Source organism: Salipiger sp. 1_MG-2023 (assembly GCF_030547555.1).
In the GTDB taxonomy this organism is placed as follows: Bacteria; Pseudomonadota; Alphaproteobacteria; order Rhodobacterales; family Rhodobacteraceae; genus Salipiger.
This window is the reverse complement of record NZ_JAUOQN010000065.1, coordinates 1-22218: the sequence shown is the minus strand read 5'-3', so window position 1 is coordinate 22218 and position 22218 is coordinate 1. Positions and strand designations below refer to the sequence as shown.

Genomic DNA, 22218 nt, shown 5'->3' with positions numbered 1-22218 from the left:
CAACGGCATCAAGCCATCAACACAAGATCAGGCCGCCGCTTGATGACCGCCCAAACACCAGATTTGACAATAGCTCCCTGGACCAACGGCCAGGCCGAGCGGATGAACCGCACGATCAAGGAGGCGACCGTCAAACGATACCACTACGACAGTCATGATCAGTTGCGCACGCACCTCGCGGACTTCATGGCGGCCTATAACTTCGCACGCAGGCTCAAGACGCTCAGCGGGCTCACGCCCTACGAATACATCTGCAAAATATGGACATCAGAGCCAGACAGTTTCATCATCGATCCGATCCACCAAATGCCGGGACTGAACAGCTAATCCGACGTCGTCAACAGCCTGTTACCGCGCGGCACGTCTGCCCGACCGGATCCGCGTCGCAAGGAGTGATGCCAGACCGAGTATGATGAACATCATAGACGCGGGCAGAGGAACTGCTGAAACGGATTCGTCATTGCTGCGACTGGTGTTGTCGTCATCTAATGGAGCAGTGAACGCATAATCGGAGTCGGTATCATCGTCGTCCGAATCTTGGTCATCCCCACCACTCGCCGAATAGTAACTGTACGAGGGCGAGGTAGAGCCACTCGACGTTGACGAAGAATTGTCAAACTGGCTGGAGGTCCCCCCATACGATGCGGTCGTGCCCATCACCATCAGCGTTTCCGGGGCGCTCGTTTCGCCGCTTGTGGACAAGACCGGGTCGTTCAGACCCGACTCCTCGGGGTCGCTTATCGACAGCATCTGCATGTAAGAGCAGGGCGCAAGCACGTGGTTGCCATCCTCGGCGCTGAGGGCACAGATCTCTATTTCGGCCGAACCAAGGCAGCCCTTGACGTCATTGGCGGCGTTCGGAACATTGGCATCCGCGGCGCGGCTCAGCCGGGCGGTGTGGCCATCATTGCTGAAATCGCCGTCGAAAATGCCCGGCACATAGGCCCGCGCCAGCCGACCATCCGGGTCGAACGACACAAAGACCTTATCGGTCTGGGAAAAGAACCCGCCGACCTGCTGCAGCTTGGCAAGGTGCAGCTCTCCCGGCACATCGTTCATCCGGCACGCCTGCAGTTGCGGCAAAGTCGCCAGTGGCGTGGTTTCGGGATCGGCATGGAACACCAGCCGGACATCGTTGCTGATGTCCTCCACCGGCAGTGTGTCGTCTGGCAGCTCGGCGACACACCCCGCCAGCGCATCCAGATCCGGCGTGAGCACGGCGTCGGTCACCATATGGTCGGTATCGACGGATTTCGCCGACAGCCCCATGGCCAGACCGTCCCGGAACGCCGCCTCGAGCGCCGCAGCGCGAGTGCCTTGGATCCACAAACTGTCGGTGCTGTACTCAAGCGTGTCCTGCAGGTCATAGCGCGCATCGCCGATGATCATCGACACCGGGGTTCCGGGCACGACGCTGTATTTCAGCTGGATGCGGAACGAAACCGCCCCGTCCGCGGCGGCAATCGCCTGTATCGACGTGGCAGGGCTGCGCACGATATCGTCGAACGGCACGGCGCTGCGGTCATTGCGCAGATAGGTCGACGATTCGATCTCGATTCGGCGGCTGACGACGCAGCTCTTGCTGTCGGGCGTCGATACGATCGAGGCGCCGCTGGGCAGAAACCGCTGATTGACCGGGGTTCCGGAAAACCGGTTGCCGTAGGTGGCATCTGAAAGCACCGCAGCCTGCGCGGATACCGCCAGCAAGCAGAACGTGCCCGCAACAACCGCCGGAACACCCGACCGCCCCAGAGGGGCGCGCAATGTTGGGAAGCTGAGTGACAGATCCACGATGATTACCTTCTTCAAACGGTGGCGCCAATGATGCGTATTCTAAAATATACGTTTAGTCTTATATGACTTAACGCGACCAACATAAAGGCCGCTTCTCGCATCGTTGAAAAACCTGTCAAAACTGTGACAGATCGTCCTCATCCCGTATGACAACGAATGGCTTCTTCTGCGCGCGCCAGCGCGATCGCCGTTTCCAGATTTTCCAGCGCGAGCTCGAACTGCTCTGGGGCGCTCTTCTCCGACTTGCGCCCGAAGGCGAGCCGCTTGAAAGGCGCGACCACTCGTCCCTGTGTAGATTGCACGCCTTTGAGACGCCCAGCATCGCCTTCAGGGCGTCAATGTCCTCGGGCAGGTTAGCGGCGGTCGGTATGGGCCAAGCTATCAGAACGGCCCCGGTTCCGCCCGCCCAAAGTACCACCCGAGTCAGCCTGCCGCAGCGATTTGATGGTCTCAGGCGCCCGGGGGCATAGAGTTGCCTGCGCTCGTGAGCCTCTGGGATTTGCTCCAGGCGTCTCAGGGCGTCCTTCGCGGGGAAGAGACCACTGAGGATCTCAAAATGCGTTTGCTCTGGGAAGTTCCTTGGGAGGCGCACGGCCAAAGGCCAGTATCCTTGGCCAACACCGTCGTTTTCCCCTCGCAACGTTCCCGGAAGAGACGGACACCTCTTGTGGGGGCCGTTGGGGGCCATCGGACTGGAATTGGCAAGGCGCGCCGGAATTACGTTTTCTGATCACACGCTTGAGATGGCGGGTGACAAGCCGGTTTTCTTGTCCCATCGGTTTGATCGGAACGAAGACGGCAGGATCCTATTCATCTCGGCCATGGCGCTGCCGGGCGGAAGAGGTGGCGAAAGCGACAGCTATTTGGACTTGGCCGATAGTATCACGTCGGAAAAGCGCCGCACCACCGTTCGTCCCCGGCGATCAGGGGCGCAACCCCCCAGAGCGGCAAGCATGTCCAGCCCATCCTCAGGCCCTCATTGACCCTTACCAAGAGGCATTTTCGTCGCCAAGCCAATCATCATGCTCGACGCGGACGGTCCCGCCCCTGTCGCCAGCGCTGCTCTGGAAAGCCGTTCAGCCTGCGGCGACAAGGATGCGGCGGTCGGTCCGTGTCAGCCGCCGGCAGCCATCGGCGGTGATCTCTACCGTCTCAGACAGCGCGAGGCCCCGCGCGGTGGTGTAGAGGTGGAACACCTGCCCCCGCTCGAACCGCCAGTCGGCGCCGGGATGCAGGCTGACCATGGTTTCCGACGAGCGCGGCGTCTTGGCGTAGCTGCCCAGCTGGTAGCCGGTGATATTGGGGTAGCTCTCGCGCAGCCCCTCCGACAGCATCGCCTCGCGCAAGATGGCATCGGCGTCACGGGCCGCCACTCCGGGACGGATGGCGGCGAATTGCGCATCTTGCAGCGCCGCGATGCGGGCCATGATGGCAGTGTCCTCTGCCGACGCTTGGCCAAGGCTGATCGAGCGCATGAACCGGGCGGCATAATAGCCCACCCGCGGCACCAGTTCGACATGCAGGATATCGCCTGGCGCGAGCCTGTCTTCGGTGAAGGTCGCGTGCAGAAAGCCCATGCCGTGGCCATCGGCCTGCGCCGCGCGGCGGGCGATGGAAATCGGCCCGACCCAGTAGTCATCCGCCCCATGCGTCAAGTAATGCTGCGCCGCGATGGCCGACGCATCGCGGGCGCGCATCCCCGGAGCGATGCCTTGCGCAATGGCGGCCATCGCCCCATCGGCGATCTGTGCTGCCTGCGCGACAAGGTTGATCTCATGCGCGTCCTTGACGCTGCGGATGCGGTTGGAGATCTCGTGCAGGTTGACCCAATCGGTGCCCGGCAGCAGCGCGGATAGCCGGTCGCGGGTAAAGGCCGTGAAGCCGAAAGACGTGAAATCCGCCCCGATCCGCACAGACCCGAAACGGCGCAGGATATCCGCCATGCAGGCATGGGCATCCTCGTGATCGGCATAGACCACCACGTCGCGGACCCAGGTCGCGGCGCGGCACGGGACCTCGTCGATGGCGCGCAGCACCCAGACCGGATCGCCATCGAGTGGCAGGACACAGCCGCGATAGAACGTCTCGGACACGGTGTAGCCGGTCAGCCAATGCAACATCTCGGCATGATCGCACAGGAACAGATCGGCCCCCGCAGCGCGCATGGCGCTGCGGAGTTTCTCCACGCGCGGAGCGTAGAGCGCGGGGATCATGCGGCTTCGAGCCCGCAGATGGCGGCGATGGTCAGGATGTAGATCTTGACGCAATCGATGAACTGGCTCTTGCGGACACGTTCGTCGGGCATGGTGTTGAATTCGCCGCCCGGCCCGCAGACGACACCTTCGATCCCGGCGGCGGACAGATGCGCCGCATCGGTGCCAAAGAAGCACGGCGGGGTGATCGGGCCGGTGGGCTGGGGCCTGCCGCGCACGGTTTCATAGGCCGCGTTCACCGCCTGAACGATGGCACTGTCGCGCGCCACCTCGAAGGGCGGCATCTGCGGCTTGTTCGCCCGCTGGTCATAGCTGTCGACCGACCACTTGAGGCCGGGGAATTCCAGTTCCAGCGCGCGCAGCAGGGTGCGCATGTCTTCCAGAACCGTCTCGACGGTCTGCGACGGCGCATAGCGGCAGGTGCCAAGGATGCGCGCGCGGTCCGCAACCTGCGGCGGGCGCCATTCCTCGAACGTGTCGCCGAGCCCGGCGCGCAGCACGCCGACATGGCCGCGGTTGACCGCCTTGTGATCGTCGGTTTGCGCCCCGGTAAAGGTCATGGCGTTGATGCGCGGCACCAGCGCGGCGGCGGCGGCCAGCGCATCGCAGGCTTCGTGGCGTTTGGACACGTGGCGGGTGCTGCCGGTCAGCTCGATCTGGTAGGAAAACGCCCCCGAATGCAGGGTCAGTGCCTGAATGTCGGTAGGTTCGGAATTGACAAAGTAATCCGCCGTCACCCCCTGTTCGAGCATCCGCACCGTGCCGATCCCGCCCTGAAGCTCGCCGATGACAAAGGACAGGATGACATCGCCCTTGGGCTTCATCCCGGCCTTGAGGATGGTTTCCACCGCGCACAGATAGGCGGCGTCGCCCGCCTTCATGTTGGACACGCCGATGCCGTAGATGAATTCGTCGTCGATCACGCCGCCCCAAGGATCAACCGTCCAGCCGGTGGTGACGGGGTTGGTATCAAGGTGCCCGTTGAACAGCAGGCTCTTGCCACCGCCCGTGCCCTTGAGCGTGCCGATGGCGTTGACCCGCTGGCCCTCGACCGGTTGCAGCATTGCGTCCAGCCCCATGTCGCCAAGAATGCCGTGCATATGCTCGGCCAGAGCGCGTTCGCCATCGGTTTCGGAATAGCTCTTGCGCTGCACCATGTCGGCAAGCCGCGCAAGGCAGGCGTCTTCGTCGACGCGGGCGATCAGGTCTTCGGGGGTCATGGGGTCGTCCTTTCGGGGGTCTTGAACTGCCAGATCGGCGGCACGGCATGGAGCGTGTCGTCCGCCAGATGGCAGAGGATGGCGTGGCCGTCTTCGGGCTGGCGCAGGGGCGGGCGCTGCGTGTCGCATTGCGGGCCCAGATGGCGCGGGCAGCGGCTGGCAAAGGGGCAGCCGGGCAGATCCTGCGTGCGTTTGGGCAGGCTTCCCTGCAGCCTTACGCGGCGGGCGCGGCTTTGCGGATCGACGGAATGGGAGGAGGACAGCAGCGCCTCGGTATAGGGATGCCAAGGCGCGGCATCGAGGGCGGAGACCTCGCAGGTCTCGACCATCTCGCCCAGATACATCACCGCCACCCGATCCGCGACATGGCGCAGGATGCCAAGATCATGGGTGATGAACACCAGCGCGGTGCCGCTGGCGGCCTGAATTTCGCGCAAAAGCCGCACGATGGCGGCCTGCACGGCGGCATCAAGGCCCGAGGTGATTTCGTCGCAGATGATGACATCGGGTTCGGCGGCAAGCGCACGGGCGATGGCGACGCGCTGCTTTTCCCCGCCCGAAAGCTGGTGCGGGTAGCGATTGGCGTAATCGGCCGGCAGGTGCACCCGTTGAAGCAGCCGGGCGATTTCCGCCGGGCGGTCCACATCGGGGCGGAAGAGTTTCAGCGGCCGCCCGAGGATCGTCGCCAACGTGTGGCGGGGGTTGAGCGAGCTGTCGGGGTTCTGAAAGATCGTCTGCACCCGCGCCCGCCATGCGGCGCTGTCGGGGGTGGTTTCGACGCCGCCAAGCAAGGTTTTGCCCGCAAACGGTTGCAGCCCGGAAAGCGAGCGTGCGAGCGAGGATTTGCCACAGCCGGACTCCCCCACCAGCGCCAGCGTTTCGCCCAGGTGCAGCTGGAAGCTGATGTCGCGCACGGCGCGAACCTGCAACGCCGTGCGTCCGCGCAGCCGGTCGGTCAGGGACGGGCGGCCATAGGTCACCGACAGGTTCTGCGCTTCAAGCAGCACGGCGCTGTCGCGCGGCGAGGGCAGCGGCGCGGGGGCATCCGGCGTGGGCAGGGTCTCGCCCCGGGCGACACGGGCGCAGGCGATGCTGCGGTCGGCGATCGGCACGGCATGCACCCGCTGCGCATCGCAGATGGCCTGGTCGTGATGCGGGCAGGAACCGGAGAACAGGCAGGCGGGCATCTCTCCCCTGCGCGGGGCGGGGCGCGCGCCGCTGGTGGCAAGGCCGCGCGCCGTCAGCCGGTCGGACGGGCGCGGCAGGCTAGCCAGAAGCGCCTGCGTATAGGGGTGCTGCGGGCGGGCGAAAATCGCCTCGGTCGGGCCCTGTTCGACGATGCGCCCGCCATAGATCACCGCCACCCGGTGGGCGATGTCGGCCACGGTGCCAAGGTCATGGCTGATGAACAGCGCCGAAACCCCGGTGCGGGCCTGAAGCTCGCGGAACAGATCGAGCAGCGTCGCCGCCGTGGTCGCATCAAGCGCCGAGGTCGGCTCGTCGAACAGGATCAGCTCGGGTTCGCAGGCAAAGGCCAGCGCCAGCACCACGCGCTGTTTTTCGCCGCCCGACACCTCATGCGCAAAGCGCAGCATCATGGCGGCGGGATCGGGCAGGCCAACCATGCCGATCAGCTCAAGTGCCCGCGCCTGCCGGGCGCTGGCGTCCAGCGTGGTGTGGCGCTCCAGCGTTTCCAGCAGGTGGTTGCCCAGCGTCTGCACCGGGTCCAGCGTGGTCGCGGCGTTCTGGAACACCATGGCGATGCGCTTGCCGCGCAGGCTGGTCATCGTGGCGGCAGAGGCGCGGGTGATGTCTTCGTCGCCAAGACAGATGCTGCCGCGTTCGGCATGGACCTTGCCCGGCAGGTCGCGGATCACCGCATTGGCCAGCGAGGATTTGGCCGAGCCGCTTTCCCCCACCAGCCCCAGCACTTCGCCCCGCGCGATGTCGAGCGAGATGTCATCAAGGATGCGCACCGGGCCGGTGGCGGTGTCGTAATACAGCGCATAATCGCGAACGGTCAGGGTCATGCGTGGTCTCCGGTGCGCGGGTTGAGCACGTCGCGCAGCCCGTCGCCAAGCAGGTTGAAGCCGATGGCGACGATGGCGATGGCGGCGCCGGGGGCGACCACGGGCCATGGGCTGCGGAACAGGTGGTCACGGGCCTCGGCGATCATCAGCCCCCACTCCGGCGCGGGCGGCTGTGCGCCAAGGCCAAGGAACGACAGGGTGGCCAGCGTCATGATGGCAAAGGCGACGCGGATGGTGCCTTCGACGATGACCGGGGCAATGGTGTTGGGCAGGATCTCGGCCAGCACGATCCAGCGCAGGCTTTCGCCGCGCGCCTTGGCCGCCGAGACGTAATCGAGGCTACGTACCTGCAGGGTCACCGACCGCGAGATCCGCGCCATGCCCGGTGTAAACGCGATGCCGATCGCCAGCACCGCGTTCAATGCCGAAGACCCCAGCGCCGCAAGGATCATCAGTGCAAACAGCAGCGAGGGGATCGCCATGACCGCATCGGTCACGCGCATGATCGCCTCGTCCACCATCCCGCCAAGATAGCCCGACACCACGCCGATGATTGCCCCCAGCGCGGTGCCGATCACCGTCGCCAGCAGCGCCAGCAGCACGGTCGATCGTGCGCCCACAAGGATGCGGCTGAACAGGTCGCGCCCGTACCAGTCGGTGCCAAAGGGAAATTCGGCCGAGGGCGCGGCAAATCGGGCGCCGAAGTGAAACGCCTCGGGATCGTTGGGCGCGATGGCGGGGCCAAGAATGGCCGTCAGCATCACGAGAGAACACAGCGCCAGCCCGGCGGCGCCTTGCGGATTGCGGAGCAGGGCCCGGAGGGTCTTCATTTGTACTGGATCCTCTTGTCGAGCGCGGCATAGGCAAGGTCCGCCGCAAGGTTGGCAAGCGCATAGGTCAGCGCCATGATCAGCGCGCCGGCCTGAAGCATCGGCAGGTCGCGGTTCTGGATGGCAAGGATCAGCTGCCGCCCGATACCGGGAAAGGCAAAGACCTCTTCGACAACGATCACCCCGCCGATCAGGTAACCGACATCAAGCGCGATGACGGTGATCGCGGGCAGCATGGAATTGCGCAGCGCGTGGTTGTAGATCACCTGTCGTTTCGACAGGCCGCGCAGCCGGGCGGCGCGGACGAAATCGCTTTCCAGCGTGTCGACCATTTCCGAACGGACCATGCGGCTGATATGGGCGGTCAGGATGATCGCCAGCGTGATCACCGGCAGCGCAAGGTGATGCAGCGCCTTCAGCGGATCTTCGGAAAAGGGGGTGTAACCCGAGGCGGGGAACAGCCCCACCGCCGGCCCCGCAAGCCAGGCCAGCAGCAGCGTCGCCAGCACGAATTCGGGCAGCGATACGCCAAGATAGCTGACCACCGACAGGCCCAGATCGGTCGGCCCGCCGCGTTTGGTGCCAGCCCAGACGCCCAGCGGAATGGCGATCACGCAAACCAGCGCCAGCGACAGCGCCGCCAGCAGCGCCGAGCGCCCGAAGGCGGACATGATCGACGGGCCAACCGGCTGGCTGGTGCGCAGCGAGATGCCGAAATCACCCTGCACCGCACCGGACAGCCATTGCCCGTATTGCACCAGCGCGGGCTGATCCAGCCCCAGCTTCTGGTTCAGCGCGGCCAGCGCCTCGGGGGTGGCGTATTCGCCAAGGATCATCGTCGCGGCATTTGCTGGCAAAAGCTGCGTCACGCCAAAGACGATGAGCGAGACAAGAAAGGCCGTCAGCGCAAGATACGCCAGACGGCGCAGCAGAAAGCTGGCCGACATTGGGGACTCCGGTTGCAAGAGGGGGGCCGCACAGGACTGTGCGGCCCGGATCGGGCATCAGCTGCCTGCGGACAGCCAGACTTTGTGCAGCGCATAGTTCGCGCCGCGCGGGTTCTGTTCATAGCCCATCACCTGCTCGGCGCGCGCGCCCAGCAGGTCGAAGAAGCAGGGCACGAGCGCCGGGATTTCCGCGCGCATCATCGCCTGTGCCTCGGCGTAAAGCCGCGCCCGTTCGTCATGGTCGGTGGTGGCATCCGCCTTGATGACCAGCGCGTCGAATTCGGCGTTGTTCCAGCGGGTTTCGTTCCAGTTGGCATCCGAAGTGAACAGCAGGTTGAAGATCGTGCCTTCGGTCGGCTGCATGTTGTAGAAACCAACGTAGAAATTGCCCTTCTTCCACACCTGTTCCAGATAGCTGGGGTGATCCATCGTCTTGACGTTGATGGTCCAGCCACCGGGCTTGGCCATTTCGCGTAGCACCACGGCCATGGCCGAGCGGTAATCCGGCTTCACCGAGGCGATGAGGTCGATCTCGATACCGTCGGGATAGCCGGCCTCGGCCAGCAGTGCCTTGGATTTCTCGGGATCGTATTGCTTCAGCGGGGCATCGGCGTGATAGGCATAAGAGGCGTTGACCGGCGTGTCATTGCCCGGCGTGCCGTAGCCTTCGGCGACCAGCTCGACCATGGCTTCGCGATCGACGCAAAAGGACAGGGCCTCGCGGACCTTGGGGTTGTCGAAGGGCGCGACGGTGCAATCCATCACCACGTCAAGGAACCGGCCCGAGGGGGTGCGCAGACCTTCGATGCCCGCGCCCTCCGAGATGCGGGCGAAATCGGTGGGCTGAATCTCGTTCAGCAGGTCGATCTCGCCGGCCAGCATCGCGGCGGCAGCGCCAGCGGCATCGGGGAAGGTGCGCACCTCGACGCTGTCGAGATAGGGCTGGCCCTCGATGTAGTAATCGGGGTTCTTTTCGACGATGGCGCGGTCATCGGCGATGAATTGCGACAAGCGAAACGGACCCGAACCGACCGGCGTGGTGGCGAGGCTGTCGAAATCGCTTTCGATGATCGCTGCGGGTACGACCTTGGCGGTAGGATAGGTCAGCGCGACGGGCAGGTCGGCATAGGGGGCCGAGGTGTGGAACACCACGCCGTAATCGCCATCGGCCTCCACCTTGGCGATGGGGCCAAGGTTGCGGCTGCCGGGCGCCGCGGTTTCGGGGTCGAGCAGCTTGGTGAAGGAGGCGACCACATCCGCCGAGGTCAGCGCTGCACCGTTGGAAAAGGTGACGCCCTCGCGCAGGGTGAAATGCCATTCGGTGGCGTCGTCATTGGCGCGCCATTCGGTGGCCAGATCGGGCTGCGCTGTCATGTCGGGCGCCAGCGTGGTCAGGCCGGAATAAAGCATCTCGGCCAGCATGTATTCCGAATTGAGCCGCAGCAGCATCGGGTTCAGCACCGAGGGCGTGATGTTCAGGCCGACGCGCAGCGTGCCGCCGGGCGTGATGTTCTGCGCCTGTGCCATCGATACGAGTCCCGGCAGGGTCATCAGCCCGCCGGTGGCAGCGGCCGTGCGCAGAAAACCGCGCCGGTTTAGGGTATGTGTCATTGGGGGGATCCTTCTGTTGGAGCGTTGCCGGGGTCCGTGGCGCCTTGCGGAGCGCATCCTTCGGCGAGGAACAGGAAAATCGCGTCCGACAAGGCGCGAAGATCCTCGACCGTGGTGAATTCGTCGGGGCCGTGCATGTTGTGGCCGGGCCGCCCGAGCCCGCCAAGCAGCATGTGCTGCACGCCCGCCCGCTGCACCCAGCCGAAATCCGACGAGGTGCCGGAGCCATAGCGCACAAACGCCTCTTCGGGCAGGCCGAAGGCGGCGGCGCGGGCAAGGGTCCAGCGCCGGGTTGCGGGGCCATCCGGATCGGAAACGGGCGGCAGGTGGCCGGTGGTCCGCAGATCCCAGCTCAGCGCCGGGCTGCCCTCCATCGCGCGGGCGACGGTGGCATGCAGCTCGGCGATCACGGCGGTTTCGTTTTCCTCGGCCAGATAGCGGCGGTTCATCGTCACCTGCGCGCGGCCGGGAATGGCCGATCCCTTGTCGCCCGCGTGGATCGCCGTCAGGTTCAGGCGCGCGGGCAGCGGGCCATCGGCCCAGGGCGGCGGGGCCAGCGCCGTGGTGCGGCTTTCGATCACCGGCTTGAGCGCCAGAAGAGCGGTCAGAGCGGGCAATAGCGCCTCGGCGGCATTGATGCCGCGATCAGGGTCGCCCGAATGGCTAGCACGGCCCTCGATTTCCAGCGTCAGGTCCAGAGAGCCAAGACAGCCCGCCCAGATCCGCGGCTCGGCGGAGCCGTTGAGGTTCAGCAGCACCTCGGGCAGAGGCCGGGTTTCGGCAAGGTGGCGGATGCCGGGATAGCGCCCGCCCTCTTCATCCGTGCAAAACGCCAGCACCGGGCGAAAGGCCAGCGCGGTTCTGCTCTGCGCCAGCCGCAGCAACGCGTCGCGCACGGCGGCGATGGTGCCCTTCATGTCCGCAGTGCCGCGCCCGTAAAGCCGGCTGCCGTCCTGAGACAGTGCAAAGGGGTCGCGGGTCCAGCCATCGCCGGCCGGGGCGGTATCGGTGTGGAAATAGATCATCGCCTCGGGCAGCGCATCGCTTGCGCCGGGCATGTCGGGACGCAGCAGCAGGTTCACCCGCGCACCGTCCAGCCCCGGCCCGTCCCACAGATCGCGCGGCACCGTCACCCGTTCCGCCGTGCCGCCCAGCGGGGCAAAGAGCGCCTCGAGCAGATCGGCATGCGGCGCGTAATTGTTGCCGGGGGGCATAGGGGTGCGGCTTTCGACAAGCTGCCGCAGCGTGTCGACCATGCCAGTTGTATCGGCAGGGGTGTCGGAAGTTTGGGCAGATGTCAGTTCGTTTCTCATACCTATATAGAAATACACATAGACGGCACTTGGCAAGTGTGATTTGTGTGGAAATATTAAGCACTGTGTGAACAGGAGTTAATCATGACCGACGCCCCGGAGCTTTCCGAAACCGAGACGCTGCAAGACGGGCTCGAACGCAAGCCGCTGCACGAACAGGTCAAGGAACGCATCCTGCGGCGCATCATCCTTGGCACATGGACCGAAGGCCATGTGTTGCCGCCGGAACTGGAGCTGGCGAAACAGTTCAACGTGTCCTACGGCACCATTCGCCGCGCCATGAGCGATCTGACCGCGTCAGGGGTGATCATGCGGCGGCGCAAGACCGGCACGGTGGTGACGGGGCGCACGCCGCATCATTCCATGTCGCAATTCTATCAATATTATCGGCTGCATACGATCGAGGGACGACTGTCGAGCAGCCGCACGGTGCTGGTCGATGCCTGCCACCGCAGGGCAACGCTGGATGAATCGGAACGGCTGGATCTGCCTGCGAAGGCGCCGGTGATCTACATGCACCGGCTGCGGCTGATCGAAGATCGCCCGGTGATGATCGACCGTGTGACAATTCCGCTGGCCTTGGCCCCGGATTTCCCAGTTACGATCGAAGAGATGCCCACGCTGATCTACAAATGGCTGCTGGAACATCACGGGTTGCGCCTTGCTGCGGTGCGCGAAAAGCTGATCGCCCGGCTGGCGACACCAGAGGATCTGGATTACCTCGACCTACCGCGCAACGCGCCCCGCGCCCTATTGGACATCGACGAGGTGTCCTATGATTCCAGTAACCGCCCACTGGTCGCCATGCGCCACGCGGCGCTGACCGAAGATCATTGCTATATCAACGAACTGCGCTAGGCCGCCCGGCGAGAGGGGCACCCCGTTCTGACGATCCCTGTCTTGTCGGGTTCCTGCGCCGCGCCGCGCAGAAACCCGCCCACTGCAGTAGGGGCATAGCAGCTTGCGCTCATCGGAGAATACCGCGCACTACGCGCCCTGCCCCTTTGGGAAAGGTCTGGGCCTTGTGCGGGTCTTCCGCCTCGATCTCGTCGAAGCGGCGTTCCCAGTCCGTCACGCGCGTACGCTGCAGCAAGCGGCAATAGCCGTCGAAAATGATCCCGAATGCGCGCCACCTGAAGCGCGACTCCCAATCCCCTCGTCGCGCAGCCCTGACCGTCCAATATCATCGGATGGAAGCATTCTATGCCTGGAAAGCGCGGCGAGTATCGCTAAATTTGCCCACAACCGCTCACAAGTTGAGCGTGCTCTGTTGACTTGACAACTTCCACGCCGGCCCTCGCCGCCCTGTCGGTTAGTCAGCCCGGACGGGACCGCTTTGAACGTCGCATCGCGATCCACGAATGCGGTCATGCCATTCCGGCCACCCTGCTTGGCGCCGGGCCGATTCATCGGATTTATCTGTCACATGACGGCGGCACGGCCCATCGCCCGCCGGCTTCTCGATGTGCAACAACCGCGACGAGGCAGGCGAGAGCGGTTCGATTGATAGCGCCCGTACCTTTGGTAAGGCTTGCGGCGAACGTTGGCTTCAAGGCGGTTTTCCCGGGCTCTGCGATAAGAACGCATGGCCACTTTCGCAGACTGCGCCGCAAATCTTGTGTCACAAGCTTCAGGATTTCGGCAGCCGCTCCTTGGGTAATGTTGTTATTATTAGTAATGATATGAGCGCTTCTCAGCTAAAAATCCGGCGCTTCCTGCGTTAATATTATTACTAATATTGACTAATCTGCCGCACGCGTGTAACTGAATGTTCAATGCTTTGGGAGGAGCGGGTTGGATTTCTTTGGAAGGTCCAAGACCGGGGCGGCGCCGCTGCGATTGGCTGGAAGAGAGATTGCAGAGCCTGCCTTGTCCAAGGCTGCAAAACGCCAGGCCATAGGGAAAAGTGATGAGCGAATATATCCTGTCCGACGAGACGCGCGACAAATTACGCAAGGTGTCCACGGCCTCCGTGGCCACCGCGCTTTACAAGCGAGGACTGCGCAATCAGTTCGTGCAGGGGGTCACACCGGTCGAGCGCAAGCCGGTGACCATGGTCGGCCAGGCCTATACCCTGCGCTATATTCCGGCGCGCGAAGATCGCAACCCGATCACCGTGTTCCGCGACCGCGACCACAAACAGCGCGTCGCGGTCGAGACCTGCCCCAAGGGTCATGTGCTGGTGATGGACGCGCGCAAGGACTGCCGCGCCGCAACAGCCGGCTCGATCCTTGTGACACGGCTGCAACAGCGCGGCGTGGAAGGTGTGGTGTCTGATGGCGGTGTGCGCGACGCGGCGGGAATTGGCGCGCTTGACATGCCGGCCTATTTCGCACGCCCCTCTGCCCCCACGAACCTGACCCTGCACGAGGCGATCGAACTGAATGTGCCGATTTCCTGCGGCGATGCACCGGTCTTTCCCGGCGACGTGATGCTGGGCGATGGCGATGGCGTCATGGTCATCCCGGCGCATCTCGCGGATGAGATTGCGGCGGAATGTACCGAAATGGAAGCCTACGAGGATTTCGTGCTCGAGCAGGTCACCGAGGGTGCCGGCATTATCGGTCTTTACCCGGGGACCGACGACGAGAGCATCGTAAAATTCAACGCATGGCGCGAAAAGACAGGACGATAAACATGACGTTTACCCCACACGGCAACCATCTGATTGCTGGCAAGCGCGTGAGTGCCGAGGCAAAATTCTCTTCTGCACCGGCCAGCGGTAGTGCCTTTGAGTTCTCGGCAGGCTCGCCCGAACTGGTCGCCGAAGCCTGCGCCGCAGCGCATGCGGCGTTCCCCGGCTTTGCCGCCTCCTCGCGGGAAGAACGCGCGGTGCTGCTGGAAACCATCGCCGACGAAATCGACGCCCGCGGTGATCAGATCACCGAAATCGGCACATCCGAGACTGGCCTGCCCGCAGCGCGGCTTCAGGGCGAGCGCGGCCGCACCACCGGTCAGCTACGGCTGTTCGCGGCCCATATCCGTGATGGGGCTTACCTCGATCGTCGTCACGATGTTGCCCTGCCGGACCGCCAGCCGCTGCCGCGCCCTGATCTGCGGATGATGCAACGACCGATCGGCCCGGTCGCGGTGTTTGGCGCCTCGAACTTCCCGCTGGCCTTCTCTACTGCCGGTGGCGACACCGCTGCCGCGCTGGCGGCGGGCTGTCCTGTCGTGGTCAAAGGCCACGGCGCCCATCCCGGCACTGGCGAGATTGTCGGCGATGCCATCGTTGCGGCGCTGGACAAGCTTGGCATGAACGGCGGCATTTTCAGCCTTGTACAAGGCGGCTCCCGTGCGGTCGGCGAGGCGCTTGTCACCGATCCCCGGATCAAGGCCGTTGGCTTCACTGGCAGCCTCGGCGGCGGGCGCGCGCTGTTTGACCTTTGCGCCAAACGCCCCGAGCCGATCCCGTTCTTTGGCGAGCTGGGCAGCGTGAACCCGATGTTCGTGCTGCCAGAGGCTGCGGCTGCGCGCGGCGCCGATCTTGGCACGGGATGGGCCGGAAGCCTGACCATGGGCGTCGGCCAATTCTGCACCAACCCCGGCATAGCTATCGTGGTGGACGGGCCAGAGGCCGAGGCCTTTGTCAGCGCCGCGAGCGAAGGCCTCAAAGCGGTCTCTGCGCAAACCATGCTGACCGATGGCATGGCCGACGCCTACCGCGACGGTGCGCGTCGCGTGTCGGAGGGCGCGGGCGTGAAATCGCTGCTGACCAGCACCTGCGAAGGCCGCTCCGCCGTGCCGTATCTGTTTGACGTTTCGGCCAAGGACTGGCTGGCCAACGAAGAACTGTCGGAGGAGGTGTTTGGCCCGCTGGGTCTGGTGATCCGGGTCAAGGACACCGAGCAAATGCTGGCGGTTGCCGCCAGCTTCAAGGGGCAGCTGACCGCGACGCTGCAAATGGATGATGGCGACATCGATGTTGCGCGCGATCTTTTGCCGGTGCTTGAGAAAATGGCCGGGCGCGTGCTGGCCAATGGGTTCCCCACCGGGGTTGAGGTGGCGGACAGCATGGTACATGGCGGGCCTTACCCCGCGTCGACCAATTTTGGCGCCACGTCGGTCGGCACCCTGTCGATTCGGCGGTTCCTGCGGCCGGTCTGCTATCAGAACCTGCCCGAGGCGCTGTTGCCCGCCGATCTTCAGGCAAACTGACGCTCGAATTGTCAAGACAGCCCGCCGTTCCCGAGGCGGCGGGCTGATCACGTCGCTTACGGGTTGATAGGCTTGCATATTGCAAAACGGGCCGCCTGTTTGCGCGATCTTGGCAGGCACGGAGTTGGCAACTTTTGTCATAATGTGTATACTGACAGAACAAATCAGAGGCATTTTCGCGCATATAATGCACTTCGGCGGTAAAATTTGTGTTGATTTGTAAACATTGACTACTTATCGTAGTCCAAGCTTCAACGGCCTCGCCCAGTTGGCGGATCCCCGGTGAAGCAATGTACCGAGACGGAAGGGGAGGATCGTTTCAGTTGCATCGGAGGCACCGCCTACCGTGTTTCCAGCGCAAGGCAGAGTCGGGGCAGAGCGCACGCACAGCCATCTGATCCTGCCACGATCATGCGTCAGACAGCCTATCTGGCCTCATGGCGCAGCCCACATGTGACAACGCTGACCAACATTCAGGACGCCCAACCGGCAAAGCCCAGCTTTTCCGGATCCGGGGCGCACGGAGGACGCCGGACCTGTCTGGCAAACGACATCTGTAGAGGAGGAACAGAAATATGTTTTACAAAAGCTTGAAGACCACCCTTGGCCTTGCGCTTGGCGCGGCCATCCTCGGGACATCTGTTGCCGCGGCGGATTTCCCGACCCGTGATATTCGCTTGATCGTGCCTTGGCCCGCAGGTGGCGGCGCAGACGCTATCTCACGCAAGATCAGCAATATCGCCGATCAGGATCTGCCGAAATCCATCTACGTGGAAAACATCGCCGGTGCGGTCACCGCCACCGGGCTGATCCAGATGACCAACGCGCGTCCCGATGGGCACACCGTTGGCGTGTTGACCTATGACAGCGTCATCACCCTGCCCCGCGGCCAGATGGTGCCGGGCTATTCGCTCGACAACATGAAGCTGATCGCGCGCATCACCTCTGAGGCCGATGCCATTGTCGTCTCGAAGCATTCGGGCATCGAAAGCTACGAGGATCTGATTGCCCGCGCCAAGGAAAACCCCGGCGAAGTGCGTGTCGGCGTGGCTCCCAAGGGCTCTGGCCCCTACCTCTCGGCGATGCAGCTGGAAAAGCTGCTCGACGTGGATTTCAACGTCATCACCTATGCTGGCTCGTCCAGCGCCGAAGCCGAGGCGCTGCTCTCGGGCGAGTTGGATGCGGCGATCTCGAGCCTCGGTGACTTCAGCGGGATTCTGGCCTCCGGCGATGCCAAGGGCGTGGTCGAGCTGACCTCGGTGCAGAACGCCACCTACACCGACGTGCCGACGCTGAAATCCAAAGGTCACGACCTGCAGACCGGCAGCTTCCTCATTCTGGCGGCTCCGGCCAATACGCCCGATGATGCGGTCGAAACGCTGGAGACCACCTTCAAGGCAGCCTATGACAGCGCCGAATTTCAGGACTGGCTGGCACAGGTTGGCGTGACCGCCGATTGGCTGGGCTCCGATGAGGTCGTCTCCTGGGTCGACGAGCTGCAAACCAAGACGTTCACGCTTATGGACGAATTGGGCCTGTAAGGCCTACGCCCACCCCGTCTTCGGCCCCAAGGGCCGGAGATATGGTTCTGGTGAGGCCAGCGGCGCAGACACCGCCGCCGCTGGCCCCACCGCCGGTTTTTTCGCACCGAGGTCGAACGCGCGGTCACCCGCTGCAAACGACCGCACCGACAGCCACCTTGCGCTGACGCCCCCACCACATCCAGCCCCGGAGAAGACGATGCTCTTAAACAGGCAAATGGTATTTCTGTATGTCACTCTTGCAGTGTCTGTTGGTTATCTGGTCACGGCCCTGAGTTTGGGCGCCCCGATTGCCGAGAGCGGGCTGACGCCTGCCTTCTTTCCGATCCTCGTGGGAGCTGCGGCGATTGTCTTTTGCAGCGTCCTGATCCTGCAGGCGCTGCGGGACAGGCCAGAGCCCGCGCCCGAGGATGCGATACGGAGCTACACCCATCTCTGGGTGGTGGTGGCGATCTTCCTTTACATCGTGGCGTTCAAGCCGCTGGGCTATTTTCTGTCGTCCAGCCTTTTCGTCTTTGCGCTGATCCTGCTGTTTTCGAATTTCGAGAAACTGGTCCTCAAGGCCATCATCTCGGTCGCGATCGTCGGGGTGGCCTTTGTCATGTTCCAACAATTGTTCGGGGTTCGACTCCCGACGCTGTGGGGTTAAGTCATGGATTTCGTCTTCCTCGTTTTCAGCAGTTTTTCCCTGCTGGCCGATCCGGTCAACCTCACCTACGTGATCCTCGGCTTTGTGATCGGTACCATCTTTGCCGCCATTCCGGGCCTGACGGCGACGCTGGCAATGGCGCTTTTGCTGCCACTGACCTATACGCTCAGCGTCGAAACCGCGCTGATGGCCTGTGCCAGCATCTATATGGCGGGCATGTGCGGCGGTTCGATCACCGCCATCACGATCAACATTCCCGGCGCGCCGTCCTCGATGATGACCGCGCTCGACGGCTTTCCGATGCAGCAGAAAGGCAAAGGGGCGCTGGCGCTTGGCCATGCGGCGCTGGGGTCCATGTTCGGCGGCGCGGTCGGGGCGCTCTTGTTGATCGCAGTTGCACCTTTCGTGGCCGAACTGTCGCTGTTGGTGAAGACAACCGGCAAGTTCTCTCTTCTCGCCTTCGCTTTGATCGTCGTGGTGATCGCGCAACGCGGTCGCATTCCGCAGGCTGGGCTGGCCGCTTGTATCGGTCTGATGCTGGCCACTGTCGGGCTTGACGCGATGGAGCCGATCACCCGCTTCACCTATGGCTATTCCAGCCTGACCGCCGGGATCGACCTGATGCCGGTGATCATCGGCACCTTCGCCATTGCCGAGGTGCTGACGCAGGCAAGCGCGCGCATCGATATCAGCGCCGCCGCTGCCGCTGCCGCCAACAAGGTCAAGATCCGCCGCCGCGATTTCCTGCCCCCGCTGTCGGAGATCCGCAAGATCGGCTTTGGCTGCTACTTCAAATCCTGCCTGATCGGCTATTTCGTCGGCACATTGCCGGGCGCGGGCGGCTCGATGGGCTCGTTTCTGGCCTATACCGAAACCGTGCGTAACTCGAGCGAACCGGAGACATTTGGCAAAGGCAACCCGCAGGGCATCGCCGCGTCGGAAAGCGCCAACAACGCGGTCTGTGGTGGCGCCATGGTGCCGATGCTGACCTTTGGCATTCCCGGCGATCCGATCACCGCGATCATGCTCGGCGTTCTGGTGATCAACGGCATTCAGCCGGGGCCGCAGCTGATGGCCGATCAGGCCGGGCTGATCGCCCCCATGCTGGCCGCTCTGCTGTTCAGTGCGGTGGTGCTGATCCCTCTGACGCTCTGGCTGATCGGGCCGTATTTCATCAAGATCGTCTCGGTGCGCAAGGATGTGCTTTATGCCGTGATCGCGCTTCTGGCCGTGGTGGGCAGCTTCGTGGCAACCTACTCGACCTTCCAGATGTTCATGGCGCTTGGCATGGGGGTTCTGGCGTTTTACCTCCGTCGCAATGGCTTTCCGGTGATCACCATGCTTCTGGGCTATATCCTTGGGCCGAATCTGGAAGAATTCTTGCGGCGCTCTCTGGCCTTGTCGAACGGCGACCCGACCACCTTCGTCACCAATCCCGACAGCCTGTTCTTTGTCGCGCTGACGCTGGTGTTCGTCTACTTTCTGGTGATCCGCAAACCGGCAAATACTCCTGGAGCTGCCAAGGCCAAATAGGCTCCGGCTCTCTGGCCGTCCCTGCCAGGGGGCGGCCACACATCTTGTAGCCTCGCGCGCCTGGTCTCTGTATTTCACTCAAACGCGGTTCAGAAAGAGCCTTACGCGCGCCCGGTCCACAAGCAAGGAGATCACGTTGTCAGAGTCACGGCGACCCTCACTGGCAGATCAAGTCTACGATCAGCTTCTGACAAAGATCCTCGAAGAGGAATACCCGGTTCACAGCCGGTTGCCCACCGAAGAGATGCTGGCTGAAAGCTTCGGCGTCTCGCGACCGATCGTGCGTGGGGCACTGTCGCGGCTGCGAGACGATGGCATCGTGCAATCGCGCCGCGGTTCGGGGAGCTACGTGCTGCGCCGCCCCGACCGCGAGCTGATCAGCTTTGTGCCGCTTGAATCGGTCTCGGATGTCCAGCGTTGCTACGAGTTTCGCATTGACGTCGAAGGCGCTGCAGCCGCTTGGGCCGCGCGGCGGCGCGATGACGAAGACCTGGCGCGGATGGAAGCCGCCTATCATGTGATGGAGCAGACCTATCTGAAGAACGCGCTTGGCGTGGATGCTGATCAAAGCCTGCATCTGGCGGTGGCCCGAGCATCAAAGAACCTGTTTTTCTCGTCGGTGCTGGAATCTCTGAGCGAGCAGATTGCCTATGGCGTCAAGCTGTCACGGTCGCTGACCATGCTCGACTCCCCCAGCCGTCAAGAACTGGTGTTGGCAGAGCACCGCGCGGTGCTCGACGCGATCCGCCTGAAACAGCCCGAGGTGGCACAAGCCACAATGCGCCACCACATCACCGCCGCGAAGGACCGGATGTTCGTGGGCACGCAAGAGGACTGAGGTTGGACCTGTCGCGGTTCGATGGCGCTTCTTTGACAGCCTTGACCGCAACACAGGAGACTGCCTGTGGATCTGTAACCGACGGACGACCTCCGCCAAGACGCGGCGCGGATCGCGCTGACCAGTGGGCTGACGCAAAAGCAGGTGGCCGGCGATCCATTGCCCGACAGGGTATTGCGCAGCAATGTCCCGAAAGGGATCAGCGCGTCCATGACCAGCGCGCCGTCGATCCGCCCGTTGGAGAGAAACAGGATAAGCCCGTCTCAGTATTTTGCGATGTGTTTGAGCGCCTCTCCGGTCGTGAACGGCCCAAAGACCTGCGCTCTGGCCTGTTCCAGCCAGATCTTGAACTCCGCGACCATCGGAACGGATTAGTCCTGCCGGACGGCCAGCCTCTGAGATGCAGGCAAGCTGCGGATTCGCGTTTCGACGCGATAAACTGCCGTGATCTGCCTGAGCCCCTCCTGCGCAATCGGCGCTGCACTGTTTTTGGTTCGCTCGAACAGCTTACGACGGGCATACGCCCAGCAGACGTTGGCCTGCCGCTTTGGGACAATCAGCCGGTTGTAGCCGGTATAGCCAGCGACCTGCAGGATGCCGTCAAAGCCCTTCAAAATATCTGCGGCGTGTTTGCCGGATCGCCCCGGCGCATAAGTGAACGCCACGCCGGGTGGGTCTTCTCCATCCCTACTCAAACATCCCGGGCCAGAGCCCAGAAATACCCCTTCTTGACCTTGCCTCTACCGGGATCAAACACCGGGGCGGTGGTCTCGTCTGTTACCCGGCAAGCGATTGCATAGCAATCTGCCGAGAGGGCATGAAGAGCTTGGCGGATTGTTTGAAGTTCGCCAGCAGGCAATCGTAGACAGGGCAGTTCGTCGGCCGCTTTCCCCACCCATGCCGCCAGCGTGGAGCGATCAGGATCGCCCCCCTGCCGTGCATAGATTTGTATCTGACGATAGAGCGGTAGATGATCCGCAAACTTGCTGACGATGACACTGGCCATGGTTGCCTCGGTCGGCTTGCCGCCTTCAATCAGGCGGGGTTTGGCCGAGGCCTGGAACAATACCGCCTCACGGGACCTGCAGGCATAGTTGGGGCGGCGGGTCACGATCACCCGGAACTGCGCCGGGATAGTATCCAGCCGCTCGCTGGTACCTTCGCCGATCACATGGCGTTCGCAGCCGCATTCACAGGTCGTGCATTACAGTTCGATCACTTCCTCGATGCGGGGTAAGTGTTTGGGTAATGTGCCTCGGTTAATATTACGCGTCGTGGGTTTGACCTTTGGCGGATCAATCGCTTCATCCTCGGCATACACGGGAGTGTCATGAAGTCTGTGTATCTGGTCCGGCCCATGCGGGTTTCAGATACGGTCACGCATTGAAGCGTTCGTCGAACAAGGTAGCGAATTGATTGCGGGCCCTGGGCTGGAAAAGTTCTTTGGCCTTCGAGGCTCGGGTTGGGTGACGTCCCCAGACGTGGTGTAGCTTACGGTGGCCATCGGGTTTCCCGGTAGGGTCGGGTTGCGAGAACCAACC

The 22218-nt window shown here is 63.3% G+C and carries 18 protein-coding genes and 1 pseudogene; 8 read left to right on the top strand and 11 right to left on the bottom strand.

The features are described 5' to 3' along the window. Positions 1–327, top strand: a 327-nt coding sequence (locus Q4543_RS20910) for an integrase core domain-containing protein (protein WP_303441531.1), incomplete at its 5' end; no start/stop codon positions are given. Between the two features lie 21 nt (positions 328–348). Here the strand turns inward: Q4543_RS20910 and Q4543_RS20905 are convergent. The 9 genes and pseudogenes from Q4543_RS20905 to Q4543_RS20865 form a co-directional block, all read right to left on the bottom strand. Next, positions 349–1791, bottom strand: coding sequence for a hypothetical protein (locus tag Q4543_RS20905; RefSeq protein ID WP_303441529.1), 1443 nt, complete (start codon positions 1789–1791; stop codon positions 349–351). 164 nt (positions 1792–1955) lie between these two features. Continuing rightward, a pseudogene (locus tag Q4543_RS20900) lies at positions 1956–2164 on the bottom strand (transposase); the annotation flags it as partial. Positions 2165–2870: 706 nt separating this feature from the next. Continuing rightward, positions 2871–4007 (bottom strand): Xaa-Pro peptidase family protein, encoded by a 1137-nt coding sequence (locus Q4543_RS20895; RefSeq protein WP_303441528.1) that lies wholly within the window; start codon positions 4005–4007, stop codon positions 2871–2873. Next, positions 4004–5227 carry a M20 family metallopeptidase gene (locus Q4543_RS20890; protein ID WP_216005425.1) on the bottom strand — a complete coding sequence of 408 codons (1224 nt, stop codon included), beginning with the start codon at positions 5225–5227 and terminating at the stop codon, positions 4004–4006. Before Q4543_RS20890 ends, Q4543_RS20895 begins: the two co-directional genes overlap by 4 nt. After that, positions 5224–7257, bottom strand: coding sequence for an ABC transporter ATP-binding protein (locus tag Q4543_RS20885; RefSeq protein WP_303441527.1), 2034 nt, complete (start codon positions 7255–7257; stop codon positions 5224–5226). The genes Q4543_RS20890 and Q4543_RS20885 overlap by 4 nt, the downstream gene beginning before the upstream one ends. Continuing rightward, positions 7254–8087 (bottom strand): ABC transporter permease, encoded by an 834-nt coding sequence (locus tag Q4543_RS20880; protein WP_216005423.1) that lies wholly within the window; start codon positions 8085–8087, stop codon positions 7254–7256. Before Q4543_RS20880 ends, Q4543_RS20885 begins: the two co-directional genes overlap by 4 nt. Then, a complete protein-coding gene (locus Q4543_RS20875; RefSeq protein ID WP_216005422.1) occupies positions 8084–9034 on the bottom strand; it encodes an ABC transporter permease in 951 nt (316 codons plus the stop codon). The genes Q4543_RS20880 and Q4543_RS20875 overlap by 4 nt, the downstream gene beginning before the upstream one ends. A 57-nt stretch (positions 9035–9091) precedes the next feature. Beyond that, complete coding sequence (locus Q4543_RS20870) at positions 9092–10645, bottom strand: ABC transporter substrate-binding protein (protein ID WP_216005421.1); 1554 nt, start codon at positions 10643–10645, stop codon at positions 9092–9094. Then, entirely contained in the window at positions 10642–11901 is a 1260-nt protein-coding gene (locus Q4543_RS20865) for a M20 family metallopeptidase (RefSeq protein WP_303441524.1), read from the bottom strand. The genes Q4543_RS20870 and Q4543_RS20865 overlap by 4 nt, the downstream gene beginning before the upstream one ends. Before the next feature lie 141 nt (positions 11902–12042). On the opposite strand from Q4543_RS20865, the gene Q4543_RS20860 reads away from it, so the two are divergent. The 7 genes from Q4543_RS20860 to Q4543_RS20830 all read left to right on the top strand — a co-directional run bounded on the left by Q4543_RS20860 (position 12043) and on the right by Q4543_RS20830 (position 20677). After that, on the top strand, positions 12043–12816 hold the full coding sequence (locus Q4543_RS20860) for a GntR family transcriptional regulator (protein ID WP_303441522.1): 774 nt from the start codon (positions 12043–12045) through the stop codon (positions 12814–12816). Positions 12817–13867: 1051 nt separating this feature from the next. After that, positions 13868–14593: a ribonuclease activity regulator RraA gene (locus Q4543_RS20855; protein WP_303441520.1), complete on the top strand. Its 726-nt coding sequence runs from the start codon at positions 13868–13870 to the stop codon at positions 14591–14593. A gap of 2 nt (positions 14594–14595) precedes the next feature. Further along, complete coding sequence (locus Q4543_RS20850) at positions 14596–16116, top strand: aldehyde dehydrogenase (NADP(+)) (RefSeq protein ID WP_303441519.1); 1521 nt, start codon at positions 14596–14598, stop codon at positions 16114–16116. Between the two features lie 575 nt (positions 16117–16691). Continuing rightward, complete coding sequence (locus Q4543_RS20845) at positions 16692–17657, top strand: tripartite tricarboxylate transporter substrate binding protein (RefSeq protein WP_216005416.1); 966 nt, start codon at positions 16692–16694, stop codon at positions 17655–17657. Between the two features lie 217 nt (positions 17658–17874). After that, positions 17875–18306, top strand: coding sequence for a tripartite tricarboxylate transporter TctB family protein (locus tag Q4543_RS20840; RefSeq protein WP_303441516.1), 432 nt, complete (start codon positions 17875–17877; stop codon positions 18304–18306). Between the two features lie 3 nt (positions 18307–18309). Continuing rightward, complete coding sequence (locus Q4543_RS20835) at positions 18310–19839, top strand: tripartite tricarboxylate transporter permease (protein WP_303441514.1); 1530 nt, start codon at positions 18310–18312, stop codon at positions 19837–19839. A 136-nt stretch (positions 19840–19975) separates the two neighbouring features. Then, positions 19976–20677 carry a FadR/GntR family transcriptional regulator gene (locus Q4543_RS20830; RefSeq protein ID WP_303441512.1) on the top strand — a complete coding sequence of 234 codons (702 nt, stop codon included), beginning with the start codon at positions 19976–19978 and terminating at the stop codon, positions 20675–20677. 371 nt (positions 20678–21048) lie between these two features. Here Q4543_RS20830 and Q4543_RS20825 read toward each other — a convergent pair whose 3' ends face one another. Next, positions 21049–21342: a transposase gene (locus Q4543_RS20825; RefSeq protein WP_303441511.1), complete on the bottom strand. Its 294-nt coding sequence runs from the start codon at positions 21340–21342 to the stop codon at positions 21049–21051. A gap of 26 nt (positions 21343–21368) precedes the next feature. Then, complete coding sequence (locus Q4543_RS20820) at positions 21369–21848, bottom strand: transposase (protein WP_303441510.1); 480 nt, start codon at positions 21846–21848, stop codon at positions 21369–21371. Positions 21849–22218: the final 370 nt, after the last annotated feature.